General features: G+C 40.9%; 12 protein-coding genes and 5 tRNA genes. 11 read left to right on the top strand and 6 right to left on the bottom strand.

Going from position 1 to position 15,117, the window contains the following annotated elements:
• Nucleotides 1-17: 17 nt before the first annotated feature.
• Entirely contained in the window at nucleotides 18-1,538 is a 1,521-nt protein-coding gene (locus LRM41_RS02940; RefSeq protein ID WP_353524530.1) for a helix-turn-helix domain-containing protein, read from the top strand.
• Here LRM41_RS02940 and LRM41_RS02935 read toward each other — a convergent pair.
• Both LRM41_RS02935 and LRM41_RS02930 read right to left on the bottom strand, forming a co-directional pair.
• Nucleotides 1,528-3,333: a glycogen/starch/alpha-glucan phosphorylase gene (locus LRM41_RS02935; protein ID WP_243819387.1), complete on the bottom strand. Its 1,806-nt coding sequence runs from the start codon at nucleotides 3,331-3,333 to the stop codon at nucleotides 1,528-1,530. The two genes, LRM41_RS02940 and LRM41_RS02935, sit on opposite strands and share 11 nt — an antisense overlap.
• A 32-nt stretch (nucleotides 3,334-3,365) precedes the next feature.
• Nucleotides 3,366-3,440 (bottom strand) — tRNA-Gly (locus LRM41_RS02930).
• Between the two features lie 43 nt (nucleotides 3,441-3,483).
• Between LRM41_RS02930 and LRM41_RS02925 the strand changes: the two genes are divergently transcribed.
• A tRNA-Arg gene (locus tag LRM41_RS02925) sits at nucleotides 3,484-3,560 on the top strand.
• Nucleotides 3,561-3,584: 24 nt separating this feature from the next.
• Nucleotides 3,585-3,995 (top strand): hypothetical protein, encoded by a 411-nt coding sequence (locus tag LRM41_RS02920; protein ID WP_243819386.1) that lies wholly within the window; start codon nucleotides 3,585-3,587, stop codon nucleotides 3,993-3,995.
• Nucleotides 3,996-4,030: 35 nt separating this feature from the next.
• On the opposite strand, the gene LRM41_RS02915 is transcribed toward LRM41_RS02920, so the two are convergent.
• Together LRM41_RS02915 and LRM41_RS02910 are read right to left on the bottom strand one after the other, a co-directional pair.
• Nucleotides 4,031-4,107, bottom strand: a tRNA-Lys gene (locus LRM41_RS02915).
• Between the two features lie 85 nt (nucleotides 4,108-4,192).
• Nucleotides 4,193-4,270: transfer RNA gene (locus LRM41_RS02910), tRNA-His, on the bottom strand.
• 76 nt (nucleotides 4,271-4,346) lie between these two features.
• Between LRM41_RS02910 and LRM41_RS02905 the strand changes: the two genes are divergently transcribed.
• Nucleotides 4,347-5,159 carry a bifunctional 5,10-methylenetetrahydrofolate dehydrogenase/5,10-methenyltetrahydrofolate cyclohydrolase gene (locus LRM41_RS02905; RefSeq protein ID WP_243819385.1) on the top strand — a complete coding sequence of 271 codons (813 nt, stop codon included), beginning with the start codon at nucleotides 4,347-4,349 and terminating at the stop codon, nucleotides 5,157-5,159.
• On the opposite strand, the gene LRM41_RS02900 is transcribed toward LRM41_RS02905, so the two are convergent.
• Nucleotides 5,156-5,527 carry a response regulator transcription factor gene (locus LRM41_RS02900; protein WP_129631472.1) on the bottom strand — a complete coding sequence of 124 codons (372 nt, stop codon included), beginning with the start codon at nucleotides 5,525-5,527 and terminating at the stop codon, nucleotides 5,156-5,158. The genes LRM41_RS02905 and LRM41_RS02900 overlap by 4 nt on opposite strands.
• Before the next feature lie 40 nt (nucleotides 5,528-5,567).
• Between LRM41_RS02900 and LRM41_RS02895 the strand changes: the two genes are divergently transcribed.
• Entirely contained in the window at nucleotides 5,568-6,917 is a 1,350-nt protein-coding gene (locus LRM41_RS02895) for a class I SAM-dependent methyltransferase (protein ID WP_243819384.1), read from the top strand.
• A 26-nt stretch (nucleotides 6,918-6,943) separates the two neighbouring features.
• The gene (locus LRM41_RS02890) at nucleotides 6,944-9,103 is read left to right on the top strand and encodes a sensor histidine kinase (RefSeq protein WP_243819383.1); all 2,160 of its coding nucleotides are present in this window, start codon (nucleotides 6,944-6,946) and stop codon (nucleotides 9,101-9,103) included.
• Here the strand turns inward: LRM41_RS02890 and LRM41_RS02885 are convergent.
• Complete coding sequence (locus tag LRM41_RS02885) at nucleotides 9,100-9,315, bottom strand: hypothetical protein (protein WP_243819382.1); 216 nt, start codon at nucleotides 9,313-9,315, stop codon at nucleotides 9,100-9,102. The genes LRM41_RS02890 and LRM41_RS02885 overlap by 4 nt on opposite strands.
• A gap of 91 nt (nucleotides 9,316-9,406) precedes the next feature.
• On the opposite strand from LRM41_RS02885, the gene LRM41_RS02880 reads away from it, so the two are divergent.
• From LRM41_RS02880 to LRM41_RS02860, 5 genes are all read left to right on the top strand, one after another.
• Nucleotides 9,407-9,481 (top strand) — tRNA-Glu (locus LRM41_RS02880).
• A gap of 110 nt (nucleotides 9,482-9,591) precedes the next feature.
• Entirely contained in the window at nucleotides 9,592-10,404 is an 813-nt protein-coding gene (locus LRM41_RS02875) for a hypothetical protein (RefSeq protein WP_243819381.1), read from the top strand.
• Between the two features lie 188 nt (nucleotides 10,405-10,592).
• Nucleotides 10,593-11,324, top strand: coding sequence for a hypothetical protein (locus tag LRM41_RS02870; RefSeq protein WP_243819380.1), 732 nt, complete (start codon nucleotides 10,593-10,595; stop codon nucleotides 11,322-11,324).
• A gap of 342 nt (nucleotides 11,325-11,666) precedes the next feature.
• A complete protein-coding gene (locus LRM41_RS02865) occupies nucleotides 11,667-12,473 on the top strand; it encodes a hypothetical protein (RefSeq protein ID WP_243819379.1) in 807 nt (268 codons plus the stop codon).
• Nucleotides 12,467-15,117: alpha/beta hydrolase family protein (locus LRM41_RS02860; RefSeq protein ID WP_243819378.1), on the top strand; the 2,651-nt coding region annotated here is incomplete at its 3' end. The genes LRM41_RS02865 and LRM41_RS02860, both read left to right, overlap by 7 nt.

Here is a 15,117-nt window from a genome sequence, read left to right as displayed (position 1 = left end):
GATATAATTTACGCATGATAAAAGACAAGTATCTTCAAAAAATCGGCAATTTAATCGCTGAAAATCGCCAAAAACAAGGTTTGACACAGACGCAATTAGCTGAGGCGATTGGCACGTCTCAGAGTGCTATCAATCGCATTGAAAACGGGGGTCAGAATATTAGTATTGATATGATCGCTCGAATTAGTGAAGTGCTTAATAACAATATTGTAACCGTAAATCATTCCGGAAAAATGAATTTTAAGGTAACTGGTGGCAAAAAATTGTCTGGTGAGATACAAGTTAAGACTAGTAAAAACGCTGCAGTGGGTCTTCTCTGTGCAAGTTTGTTGAATAAGGGGAAGACGACTCTTAGGAAAGTGGCGCGAATTGAAGAGGTTAACCGAATTATCGAGGTTCTGAATTCGATTGGCGTTAAAACTCGCTGGTTGGACGGTAGTGATCTTGAGATTGTGCCGCCAGCACGCTTGAGGCTTGAAGATATGGATATTGCTGCGGCGAAGAGAACTAGGACGGTGATTATGTTCCTTGGCCCGCTACTACATCAATATGACGATTTCAAATTGCCGTTTGCTGGCGGCTGTAATTTAGGGAAGCGCACGGTCGAGCCGCATCTTAGTGGTTTGAGGCATTTTGGAATGAATGTCACGGCGGAAACTGATTATTATCACGCAAAAACTGATGTCAATTCTGGTGATCGAACGATTTTGTTGACGGAGCGTGGCGATACGGTGACGGAAAATATAATTATGGCTGCGGCGTTGTCGCCAAACACTACCATCATCCGCAATGCTAGCCCAAATTACATGGTTCAAGACGTCTGCTTCTTCTTGAAAAAGTTGGGTGTGAAAATTGAGGGAATTGGTACGACAACCTTGAAAATCACGGGTCGTAAACGAATTAGTAAAAATCTGGACTATTATCCGAGCGAAGATCCGATTGAAGCGATGAGCTTTATTGCGGCGGCTGCAGTGACGGATTCGGAAATTACTGTTCGTCGTGCGCCGATTGAATTCTTGGAAATTGAACTAGCGACATTGGCGGAAATGGGTCTTAAATTTGAACTCAGTAAGGAATATTTTGCTAATAATGGGCAAACTCGTTTGGTTGATATTAAATTGCAGCGTTCCAAACTCCAGGCGGCAAAGGATAAACTTCACGCTTTGCCGTTTCCTGGAATCAATATGGACAATTTGCCGTTCTTGGGACTTATCGCGACGGTGGCTGAGGGGCGTACGTTGGTTCACGACTGGAGCTACGAAAACCGAGCAATTTACTTTACAGAGCTAAGCAAACTAAATGCACAAATTGAACTAGTTGATCCACACCGTGTTTATATCACCGGTCCAACAAGATGGAAGCCGGCCGATGTTGTTGCTCCGCCAGCGCTTCGTCCGTCCGTTGTGATACTTTTGGCGATGCTTGCCGCTCCAGGCGTATCGATTCTTCGCGACGTATATTCGATTAATCGCGGATACGAGGAATTGGCGGCACGCTTAAATTCGCTAGGTGCTGAGATTGAAGTGATTATTGAATAGGAATTCGCTTGATCTGCGGTTCTTTTTTAGGCTGGATTTGCGGTTTTGGAAAAATAAATTTGAGATAATCTTTCATCATTCGAGCGCCAGAGATAATTGGCAAATAGCTGCTTAATTGGTGGCGGATATGTTTTTCCAATAATTGGTCATTCTTCAAAATAGCGGCAGCTTTATGCATGTTGACGTACAGAGATGAAACTTCAGCTTCATAGTTTCTTCCGGTAACCTCGAGGCAAGCGATTGGCTGGACATCGGCAACGCCGCCGTCACTAGTGGAGATGAGGAGTTTTAAATTGGCGATGTCTTTCTCCCATGAGGTGCCGCACGCTTCTAATCCGACAATAGGAATGTTTATCGAGGCATCCGAGCCGATTGCTAACGCTCGTCCCAGCTCTTCATCGTAATCTTGTATGTAATGAACACGCTCCTTGAGAACTGGATCGTTATCAATCAATTTTAATACTTCGAGCAGTTTCTGATACATCGTCACGTCGCCTTGGTGAACTTTTCCTGTCAGAATATAATGCGCGTTGTGGCTAATGAGAATTTGGCGCAATGAATCTGGGTTTTCAAACGGCATATAAGGTCGTTTGTAATTGGCGAATCTTCGCTTGAAGTCGAATAATATTGCATTTTCTGGGATTTGTATGGATTTTCCGTACTGGTCTTGACGACTTAATAGGACTCGATTCAATTCCTTTCGACCGAGTTTTTTCAAATACCTCAAATCCGCGCTACTCAGCGAGTTTAATTTTTCAGAAAAATCATTCGTGGGCAATCCAAATTTATCAATAATGCCGTGATTGCGATATGTTTGCAACGTTTCAGGTAGCACCCATGTTTCAAGATCTATTCCATTAGTAATGGCTTGAAATTTAACTTTGTCGTTGTTGCGGTCGCGGAAATTTGCTACACGGGCGTGTAATTTACTAACGCCATTCTTCGCTTCAGTAAGTTCAATTGCCAAAAGATTCGGTCTCAGTCTGTCATTACGGAATTGTTCCATTAGCCAGCAACGTACAGCATTACTTTTTATATTTGGCAGAACTAATTTTTCAAATTGCGAACGATGAAATTCCGGTTCGGCCGCTTGAAGAAGCGTGTGGTTCGTGTAAAGTGTGTGCTTGCGAACGTAGACGATGGCCTCGTGTAAATTCATTCCGTTAGCGCATAGCTCGTCTAGCCGTGCCAATGCGGCAAAAATCGTCGCAGTTTCATTAAGTTGAATAACGGCCGGTTTAATGCCGAGGAGTTTTAATGCTTTATAGCCGCCAAATCCCAGCGCTACTTCTTGGTATAGTCTATGATCGCCAGATCCGTCGCCTTCGTACAATTGTCCAAAGTTCGGTTCTGAAATTGTAACAAATTGCGTTGAACCGAGCGTCTTCTTAAAAATGCTTAAGCTTGCATCTGGGAATCCGTTTGAACTTACGAAAACTTCGTCAATATATTCAAATCCGTAATCTTGAGGTGAAACGGATTCTGAAAACTCTTCTTGTGCGAGGTTGGTGATTTTTTGGTGTGATTCGCTACGATAAAACGGTGTCACCACTACGAATGGAACTTCTAATTTTTCAGCTACACGTCGCGTGTCCGCTGCCAAAACTCCAAGTCCGCCGCCACCCTTAATGCCATTGGACTTATCATAAATTTCCATTGTCCAGTAGACATATGGTCGGTTTTCAGACAATTGATGCGTTAAGCTGCTTCGTTCAATTACATCATAAAATTCGGACGCATCTTCAATATCATGCGGCTGGTATTTTGGCTTTTCTGTATAAATATATGGATCCATCGATGCCCTTTATGGATTGAAATTGTCAAACTTGGTGCGGGTGGGGAGAATCGAACTCCCATCTCAAGTTTGGAAAACTTGCATACTAACCGCTGTACTACACCCGCAAGCTTTTACTATTGTAGCAGAAAGATGTTATAATGTGAATACGCCCTGATAGCTCAGTTGGATAGAGCAGAGGACTTCTAAGCCTAAGGTCGTAGGTTCGAATCCTACTCGGGGCGCCATTTCATATAACTAACGGGGGATATATGGATGCGAACAAAAAGCCGCAAATGACGCGGGAAATGATGATTAGATTATCTGGCTCCTTAAGAAGATCAATTGATGGTTTTAAAGCGTATGGAGATACGGGCAGAATGCTAACCGCTAATCGTGGTGTGAATTCGGAGCGCCGATATATTAAAGGATACGGATCTTCGATATCTGCCAATAATTATGACAATCGAAGACGATTTGGTGCGGAAATAAGTGTAGCACCTCGGTCGGGAGTCGCTAACAATAATCCAGATGACGTTGGTCTGTCTGGCGGGAATCGACGAGTCAATGGTCTACAAAATAACAGTGTTCCGTCAGGTGCGAATAACTCTCGCCAATCTTTCAATGCTAATCGAACTACTTTTCGCGAGCCGCCTTCTCGCGGATATAATACGTTTGGATAAATAAAAAATCCTCACTTCAACGTGAGGTTATTTTTTGGAGGGCCAGGAGGGGCTCGAACCCTCGACACCCTGCTTAAGAGGCAGGTGCTCTAACCAGCTGAGCTACTGGCCCACGATTTCATTATACAACAATCAATAAAAATGTCTACCGTTTTATTGAAAATAATCTATCGGTGTGAATAAATTGTCGTAAAACTTGGGGCGAATGATGGGGTTCGAACCCACGGCCTCCGGAGCCACAATCCAGCGCTCTAACCAAACTGAGCTACATCCGCCATGATCCAAGCTTTTCAAATTATAACACACACTATATCTGTACTCAAGATGGTAAAATTGCTATACTTAATGACAATGAGAGAACTAAATGGCTCAGAATTAGCTGGATTTATCAAGGAGCGCCAGGCGAAACAGGTGCGAGCTTTAAGGCAGGCTTGGCATATCAATCCTCGTTTGGCGATTGTTACTGATGTCGAAAATCCAGTTATTGAAACGTACATGCGTTTGAAACAGAGATATGGCGCTGATATTTTGATTGACGTGGAGATTCATCGAGTCCCTGCGGGCGGTGCTTTGGAGGTGATTCAAGAATTGAACAATCGAGACGATATTCAAGGAATAATTCTGCAATTGCCGATTAGTAATTCTGATCAGACCGATGAATTACTCGAGAGTATTCGAGAAGATAAAGACGTTGACGGTCTGCGCAAAAGGGCGATTTTTCAGGCGGCTACGCCAACGGCTATTAGCTGGCTGCTGGCTGGATATGGCGTTGACTTGAAAAATAAAAAAGTCGCAATTGTCGGGCGAGGTCGTTTGGTTGGTGCGCCTCTTGAGAAAATGTGGCTGAAGTCTAGCGTTGATGTGACGGTTTTTGAAAAAGGTGACGATTTATCCCAATTGATAAATTACGATATTATCGTGTCGGCAACTGGAGTTCCAGGGCTGATTAAAAGCCAGATGATTAAGACTAAGGCGGTTATTATTGACGCGGGAACTGCTTCGGAAAATGGAAAAATTGTTGGCGACGTATCTGAAGAAATGCGTCAGCGTAATGATGTAATTATTACACCAAAAAAAGGCGGAGTTGGTCCATTAACAGTTTCTGCGCTGTTTGACAATGTAATTACGGCTTGTCTAAAAATTGCGAATCAATCAAAAAATTAAGCAGCTTTTATGGCAGCTTTGACTTGCTCGACAACTTGGCGCGGTGTGAGGTTTGCTTTTACGATGTAGCTATGAATTCCTAATTTCTTCAAATCGTGCGGAGCTTCTTCTTCGCCGAGATTAGTGAGGACGATAACGGGAATAGTTTTTCCCCAATCTTTAGACCTAATTCGCTTCAAAGCCTCCGCACCGTCCATTTCCGGCATTTGTAAATCTAGCAAAATAATGTCTGGCTGAAACTTTTCGACTACTTCTATGCCAATTTGTCCGTTGGCAGCCAAGCGAACGTCAAACCCGTCCGACTCGAACTTCATTCGGTACATCTGGCTGATAGTAGGGTCGTCTTCAATGATAGCGATTTTTATCATGCTCTAAGTATATCATATAAACTGTGCTATAATTTCTGGCATGGAAAAATTTAGAGGCGAACAGTATATTACAGAAACAGGTGATTTTCTTAATGGAGTTGATCATGAAGCTAATGAAAAATTAAATAGGGAAATTGCTGATCTTAGGAGTGAGGAATGTAGGGTTAAAATTGGAGAAAAAGCCGATCCTGCATATAATAATCCAGATAAAATTCAGTATATATACAATTATCTGGAGCAAGGCGGGGCGGAATTAAAGGATGTTCGTAAAGATATTATTCATAAAAATTTAGCTATCGCAGCAATTGCGAATGTTCTAGAAAAGATTCCTTTTGTGAGAGAAAATAAATGGGGTAATGATATAGATTCATATCTGGAGATTTCTCGTGATAAGTTATTGTATGGTAAATATCAAACTGATTCGCAGCCGTGGCACAATCAGCGAGGTTCCGCGCTGACATTTTTAACAATTTCTGAAGCTGATGATTTAAGTGTTTCTGGTAAAAATGGCGAAATATTGTCAGAAGGTAAATATCCAACTATGAGTGGTCCACTGGATGAATCGGTATTTGATGAGAAGATTAATGGTTTGCCGCTGACGGAAGTTATGATTCAAGATAAAATCAACAACGGCGTAGATAAAGCGACGGCTATTGAAGAAGTAGAGAAGAGAATTAGTGAAATCAGAGAGTTTATCCAGGCGCCGGTGACGGAGAAGTTTTCTAACGTCATTCGACATTGTGCGGATTCGCTTGGTATTCGTGAGCGAGTGGAAACAGTGAACGGTCTATCGATTGATCATTTGAAGAAAGTGGCAGAAAAAGAGAATCGTTCAATTGATGATATGTTGGTGATGAGTTTTGGTTGCGGAACGGGACTGGCGACTTTGAAGATGCTGAAAAAACTTAAGGACGAAACGGGTGAATCGCCAACGGTTATCCTGCTAGATCAAGATCCGTTGTCTCTAGCGGCAGCACAAAGCTTGGCGAAGAAATGGGATTTGGAAGATAAGATTGAAGTTCATTGCGAGCGATTATTCAGCAAGCTTGGTAAACCTTTGAGCTTGGAGGGAGTTTTGGGCAATCGTAAACTGGATATTGCGGAAGATTCTGGCTTGCGAGAATATCTGCCAGATGGTGTTTATAAACAATTGACGCGAGAATCGCTGAAGCTCTTGCGAACTGGCGGGTTGATGATTACTGGCAATATGAACGTAAATCGCCCACAAAAAGAATTTTTGCATGGACTAATGGGGTGGGTTCCAAAGGTTAGGATGCGCTCAATTAAAGAAGGCTTTAAATTGCTCCAAAAATCTGGCATACCAAAAGAATCTATTAAAGCTACAGTTACCGTAAGCGGCGTTTACACAGTTTTTGCGATTGAAACATAAAATTAAATGCTATAATAAGCATTAGTATGATGGTACGAGCGTTAGTACTAGGATTGGTTGCGTTGATGGCGCTAATTTTGGGCGTACTCGTACTTAAAAAGTCGAAGCGTCATCATGATGCGAAGCATTGGTTTTTTCTGGTTTGTCTATGTTTGGCTGTGTGGTCAGCTGGACTTGAGGTGTTTTCTTTGGCAGACAATAGTGTGATGCTGGACACTGCGTCTAGGTGGTTTTATGTCGCTTCGGCTGTTTTTTGTCCTGCGTTGGCTATTTTTACTACGAAATCGTTTCTTCCATCGACAAAATCAACGAAGAGTTTTATCTGTGCGTCCAGTATATTGATAACGATTTTTTCGCTATACATCATTTTGGTGCCTGAATTCATTATCAATACATCAGAAATCGTCACGCCAGTAGATTTTTCTCGAATTCCGATTCATGCAGTCAACTATGTTATTTTTGCAACTTTTTTCTCGGTATTCTTCTTAATTTCTATGTGTTTTGGACATATAGCATGGCGCAAATCAGATCCTGTTCGACGTAAGCAAGTCGCGATTTACATGATTGGTCTGTTGATATGTAGCATTCCTGGCTTTGTAGTGGATCTGTTTCTTCCGGCGCTTGGTGATTATCGATATATATGGATTGGTCCAATTGCTACGATTATTTTCTTATTTGCAATTATGTATAGCATCGTCAGATACCGATTGATGGACGTAAAAATGGCGGTGGCTCGAAGCGTTTCGTATATGTTGCTATTAATCGCACTAGCTGTCGTTTACGTGATTTCTGCATATGTCATTTCAATTTTGGTTTTCCAACGCAGCCTGACGGTTGATAGCCACGTAAATCTCATGAACATGATTTTGGCTATGGTCTTGGCGGTTGTATATCAACCAGTGAAGAAAATCTTTGATAAATTTACTGATAGGGTCTTTTACTACGGAGAATATGATGCTGATACGTTTACGCGTGAAATTAGTAAAATATTAACCTATACGGCGGATCTGCAACTCCTAACTCGACGCGTTGGCAATTATATAGCGACTTCTCTTAAGGCGGAAAAAGTGGCGTTTTGTATTCCGGAAAAAGGAATATACGGTCGGGCGGGTCGGCGACGAATATCTGTTGTCGAGGAAGACGTTCACAGGATTATGGATTACTACTATAAGAATTGCAGTTTTCCAGAAGTTATTTTGGCAAATCAAGTAAAAGATCCAGAGTTGAAGAAGCTTTTGGATATTCATCGTACGAAAATTGTTATGCCGCTGCTACATCAAAATCAAGAAACGGGAATTCTATTTCTGGGCGAACACAAGAGCTTGGGCTATAGTTCTCGCGATATTGAAATGCTGGAATCGATTGCTGGAGAGCTGGCGGTGTCGATTCGAAATTCTTTGTCATTGGAAGAAATTAATGAGTTGAATAAAAGTTTGCAGCGTAAAATTGACGAGGCGACGAAAGAATTGAGGTTCAGTAATCGACAGCTTCAGCGACTAGACGAGGCGAAGAACGAATTTATTTCTATGGCCTCACATCAGTTAAGGACACCATTGACTAGTATTAAAGGTTATCTGGATATGATGCTGGAGGGCGATTTGGGGAAGATTACACCGACGCAGCGTACGGTTCTTAGAGAGGCGTTTTCTTCGAGTGAGCGTATGGTGAGGCTAATAAACGACTTTCTTAATGTTTCTAGGCTTCAGACTGGTAAATTTAACATTGATAAACAGGAAACAGACGTTGCTCAAATTCTTCGGGATGAAGTTGCGTTGCTTAAGGTTGTGGCCGATCAGAGGTCTGTCGAAATGGACCTAAAGATTGATAAAAAAGTTCCATCGATTACGGCTGACTCTGAGAAGATTCGTCAAGTTATGCTGAATATGATTGACAATGCTATTTACTATTCAAATCCACATAAAAAGGTAATAATTTCTCTGAAAAATAATAATGGTGCGATTGAATTTACGGTGAAAGACTCGGGAATTGGTGTGCCAAAATCAGAGCAAGCAAACCTGTTTGGCAAATTCTTCCGCGGCACAAATGCCAGAAAAAAGCGACCAGACGGCACTGGCGTTGGTTTATTTTTGGCGAGGAAAGTTATTTTATCGCACGACGGCGAAATGATCTTTGAATCAGAAGAAGGAAAAGGTAGCACCTTTGGATTTAAGCTGCCGGTTCGTTAACGAAACAGGCTCAATATTCCAGAAATAACGATAATTAAGGCAATTACAACGAGTCCCGCCATGCCAATGGTGCGAATGAGCTTTTTTCGATCAAAAAACCATTGAGATAATTTGGAGCGATTCGTTGCTGTAATCCTTGTTACCTTTGGTCGCTGAGATGTCGCGTCCATTCCAGAATATTTTTTATTGCGCTTTTTCTTCTGCTTTGTCATGGAAATATTATACATTAATAGATAACGACGGAGAAGTGGCTGATTTGCTATAGACAATTCGACAATAATTTGTTATGATATCTGAAGTCGTGGCCTTATCGTCTAACGGTTAGGACACCAGGTTTTCATCCTGGCAATCCGGGTTCGATTCCCGGTAAGGTCACCATGTAACAGACAGAAGACCTTACTGGTCTTTTTTATTTGTTTTTAATCTTGCAAGGAACTTATGCTTACTATAAAATGATGCTAAGATAGTAGTAGCAAGATAGGGATCTAGTGATAAAGAGTAGCGCGATAAAAACAAAACACGCAAACGTTAGAAAGGTCCAGGGCGGTAAAAGATCGCCTAAAAACACTCCTGTGCAAAAAGTACACTCTAAACTAAAATCCACCCGAAAGCGTATACCAAAATTCTGGATTATAGCTGGAGTTGCTATGTTAATAGCTGCTATCTACCTGCTCATCAATGGCGGTGCCTTGATAGAGCAACATAAAATGGCGCAATACCTTAAGGAAAAATACGGGAAAGAGTTTGTAGTAGAAAATTATCGCATTGAGGGTGGCGGTATTGGAGTTGAAGGCGATCCGTATGTGGATGCTTATCCGGTTGATGATAGTAGTCTTAGGTTTGAAGTGTGGAATAGAGCTGACTATAGAAAAGGCGAGAGTGCTTACTCTGATACCTATCCAGATCGTATTTGGGAAAGAGAGTCTAGGAATGATATAGCTAACCTAGTTAGCAAGCAGTTTGGCGGTAGAGTTAGACTCAAATCAATAAGGATAAACAGCAATATAGAGGTTGGTAGAGCTATTACGAAAAACATACCCTCCTATAAAGATGCATTTAATAAATTTGGCAGAAAAATATATATGACAATATCTTTAGAGAATGACGTTAATTTTGATGATTTGTCAGAGCGTATATATAGAGTGACTTCTGAAATAAGAAAGCAAATGGGTGTAATGCTGGCTATAGACTATCATGATTCACTACATGAGTTATGGCTGGAGGATCAGGACATTAGCAATATAGAATCTTCGAGTGACGTAGATAAATATATAAAGAGGAGGTGGAGTGAACATAACTAATGAGCAATATCTGATATTAAATGCTGTGTTTTATGACTATGCCAGAAGTATTTTGGACGCACATTTATTAAAATATCTTCAAACCCTCTTTTCCGTTAGAAGGTTAAGCGTTATATAACAAGGTCTTCTTGTATATAAGTTATGTTTAAACTAGAATAATAATATCTAGAAAGTAGCTGGAGTGGGTGATGGCAAAATATGATAAAGTAAAGAAAAGTAAATCGTACAGATTATTGATTGCCATCTGTAGTGTGACTACACTTATTATTGTTATAGCGATTGCCTTACATGTCAAAAATGAAAATAAAATATATAATGCCCAGAATGGGGTGTCTGAGTATCTGAAAAATAAATACAACAAATATTTTGAAGTGGGTCGTCCAAAGCTTAGCGGTGGTGGGCTGGACGTCCTCGGCACTTGGGAGGCTGATGCTTATCCGACTGACGACAAAAGTATGGTGTTTCGTATTATAAAAGCGGAAAATAGAGATAATTTTTCTGATCAGTATACTGCAAAAATTTGGTCTCAGCGCGAGACTGCCCGACTGAATAGAATAGCTCAGCAAAATGCTTCAAGCTCAAAGTGGAAGGTTGCTGCTTCGGTAGAAATTTACCTTGCAGAACCACTATCTGATATCGCATTACCAGATAATCCGAAAATGGAGAATATTATAAAGCAAGACCACGGTTTGTCTTATACTGTTGGGCTATCTTATGAAGACTTAGAAAGTGATACTTCTATGGATGATATGGTGAATGATGCTAATCGTATTACTTCAGTTATCCGTGCTAGTAATATACACAATTTGGACATAAATTATTCTATAAGTACTAGGTATGGTAAAACTAAAAAATGTGAGACTACCTACGATAAACCATTCGACTATTCGTACGATAATATAAAAAACTGTCTAAAATGACAGAAATAGGAAGGGGTGAATAATGGTTTCAACTATAGATTATCTAAATCTTAGTGCATTATCCTATGGTGATTTTACGAAGGAGACAGAAGGTAAAAGCGTTGGTTATATTATAGATAAAAAGCTCTTTTCTAATAATCTCAAGCTATTAGACTCCGGACTCTCCGCTCTCAAAAGCTCTTCTAATCCTCTCCGCTCCTGGAAGATTATAGCCCAATCCCCGTTTAGCGTCAGCGAGGTAAAAGTTTAGCATAGAAATAAATTATAGAATTATCAGTCCGTTGCATCGTGCTTATTCTTAAGGTAAAATGATAAATAACTAAGCAATAGGGGCTATATTGTATGGCGAATAGTAAGAGCAAAAGAACGAGCAAATCGCATGTAAATAATAAAAAAATCTGGCAAATTATTTTAATTACTCTGTCGTTAACAATTGTGGTAATGACTGTAGTGTACATTGTAGGTGGAATTATAAAACGTTCGGTTAGCGATAAGACTGAACAGGCTAATATGACTAGCTATCTAAAAAACAAATATGACCAAGATTTTGAAGTAGAAAAACCTAGTTGTAATGGCGGTGCTCTTGGTATTTCTTGTGTGTGGTCTGCTGATGCTTATCCTAAATCAGATAAAAGCATAAAGGTGTATGTTTCTCGGGTAGATAATCAAACAAAATATAGTGATGACTATGTTGTAAGAACTTGGCAAAAAGAACAAACTGCCAAAATTCAACCCAAAGTCAGAGAAATATTTAAAGACATGCCCGTTGATGTAAAAGTTAGACTAGGCGTAATAGACCCAGACGTAGAGCGTACCTTCACTCTGAAAAAGCCAACTTTTGAGGAGGTGTTTTTGGCTGAAAATAAAGTCGGGCAGCGTGGCAATTTAGCTTATGGATTAGATTTTAAGTATGATGGTGACATTAAAGACGAGAGTCGTTTTGCTAGTGGTATACGCGAGATGATAGAGTATGCGAAAAACGTGGGAGTGAGCCCTAAAGATATATCTGTAAATATATACTTATCGAAGAATGGCAAGCTTATTTCAAGAGAATATTGTAATAGAGATAAGTTGTCATCAATTAATGAGATAAAAGGTTGTATTGATATGTCAAAAAATATGCCAGTAGAGGAGGGCGATAGATGGTAAAAACCATTGAGTACTTAAGTTTGTCAGCATTAGCTTATGTTGACTTTAAAGAATCTGACGCTGGATTAACTCTGGACGAGATTATTATAGATGAGCAGAAAAAGAAATCACGCAAAGATTTTAACCTTGATAGTCCTGAACTCTCTGCCCTCCAAAATTCTTCTAACCCACTTCGCTCCTACACTCTCATCCACTTTGAAAAAGACGACGTTTCTGGCTTTGCTGGCGCGGCTTTTAAGTCTCCTTCTGGAGATATTGTTCTTACTCTTCGTGGTACTGAAACTGACAAGAACGGTATACCAGTCTGGAACGACGGTCTTACAGATTTAACCATCGGTACTATGATTACACCTCCTGTGCAGCAGTTTTGGAGTACTCTGGATTTTGTTAAGTCTACTGTCGCTAAGCTTACTGGCGACGGTAATGTTAGTAAAGGTGATGCTCTTAGGTATCTGCGGGCTAGTAATGCTACTGTTACAGGTCACTCTTTGGGCGGTGGATTAGCCTCTTATTTGACATATATGACGTCAGATTTTTCATCTGGACAGCATTATGGAGGTATTAAAGCTGTTACTTTTAACGCTGTTGGGATAGCAACTAATCTTCTTGACGTTGCTGCCCTAACTAGACTTAGTGAGTATAACGTTGTTGATCATGTCAACTCTCTTGATTGGGTAGGCACGTATGGATTCCAGCTTGGACATACTGTGTATCATATAGATAAATCTGATCTAGATTATGCAAGGGTTAATTTCAATGCTCTTGGTGAAATGTTGGCTGTTAGATTATGGCTTAGTAAGGGTAGTATAAATAATTTAGAATATAAACGTAAAATAAATGATATAAAAAATACTATTGAAGATGAAACGGGCAGGTATACGGTTGCTGATACGATGGCTGTCTATAGAGGCTATGAGCAAGTTGGTGGCAATGGCGGTTCCGGGCTTCTTAACACCTCTCGACATAATTTGGATAGGTTTTTATGCAACGATCCTAGCAAGCCTGGTCTGCAATACAAAATGACAGAGACTATAGAGAATCAAGAGTTGTCGGTTCGCAACCTACGAGATTTGTTTAATTTAATTAATGCTTTCCAGGTTATTGAGCGTGCAAAAATTGACAATAATTACAATATGGATATCATTAACAAACCCCCATTGCTGACAACTATATCATATGATGGTATTACGTATTACAATAATCTTGTAACTCTATCCGATGGCTCAATATCTACTACGTCATATAATCATGATCAAATAGCGTATGCAAATTATGTTGTACAACAGTTTGAACGTAGCCTTGTTTCAGGCGAATTTATGGAATCGTATGTCGATATGCAGAAAGCCCAAGCCGAGCAGAACCGTCGTATTGATCCGCTGGTGTTTGATTTGGATGGCGACGGAATAACGACAGTTTCACTTGAGGAGTCAAATGCTTTCTTTGATTTGGATGATAATGGCTTCGCTGAAAAAACCTCGTGGGTTGGTGTCAAAGAAGGCTTGTTGGCATATGATAAAAACGGCGACGGGATAATTAATGGCGGCAATGAGTTGTTCGGCGACCGTACGTTAATGAAAGATGGCAAAACGTTGGCATCAAGCGGTTTTACGGCATTGGCAGAGTATGACAACAACAAGGACGGCAAGATTGATAGCAATGATGCGATATATACACTGCTGAGGATTTGGCAAGATTCTGACGGCGACGGTATTGCTTCCGCTGGCGAATTAAAGCAGTTGGTTGATTTGGGGATTGTGTCCATTGGCTTGTCGTATAACAACACTGGCGTGACCGACGGCGCTAATAACATCCAAGTGCGAACAGGAACGTTTACTTTGGCGGATGGCAGTACTCGGATGACTGGAGAATATCTGCTGAATCGTAATCCGGTGTATTCGGTGGATTCGTCGCAGGTAGAGATTTCCGATGATGTTGCGCTGCTTCCAAATGTACAAGGAGCGGGCAATGTCGGTTCATTGCATAAGGCGATAATGCAGGATAAATCCGGTTCTTTACGCGGTTTGGTCAATCAATTTATTGCAGAAAAAGATGTTGCAAAACGCGAGGCGTTAGCTGAGGATATTTTAGCGCGTTGGGCGGGAGTGGGTTCCGTTGATCCGAAAAGCCGCGGCGATGCGTTTGATGCCCGAAAATTGGCTGTATTGGAGAAATTTTTTGGTGCAGAATTTCAAGGGTCGCCAAACGCCAACTCGGCGCCCTTGCTAAAATCTTCGTACACTAAGTTGTTTGAGGTTGTGTATGTATCATTGGTTTCTCAAGCGCAGTTGAAAGATGTAGTGAATAGTGTGACTGATGACAATGATGAGGTTTCATTCGAGAAAGCTAAACAGATAATAGATGATGCTATCTCTCGAGACTCTGTTGCTGGCGTTAGTTTGCTGAGCGAGTTTGTGCGGGCAATGAAATATTACGGGCTGAAGAGCAGTGAAGAGTTTATTGTTTTGAGAAGTTATTATGTTGGTAAATCGGCGGAATATGGTCGTATTATCGACTTTGCTGGTGAACAGGTTTTACGCGGAACGGCTAGTGGAGATTCTCTCAGTGTGGGTAGTCAGTATACTTTAATAGATGGCGACTCTGGCAACGACTGGCTACGTGGCGACGCTGGCAACGACACTCTCAT

The sequence above is a fragment of the Candidatus Nanosynbacter sp. TM7-087 genome, assembly GCF_022828365.1.
In the GTDB taxonomy this organism is placed as follows: domain Bacteria; phylum Patescibacteriota; class Saccharimonadia; order Saccharimonadales; family Saccharimonadaceae; genus Nanosynbacter.
The sequence above is the reverse complement of the archived record's forward strand: the minus strand, read 5'-3'. Positions and strand labels throughout refer to the sequence as shown.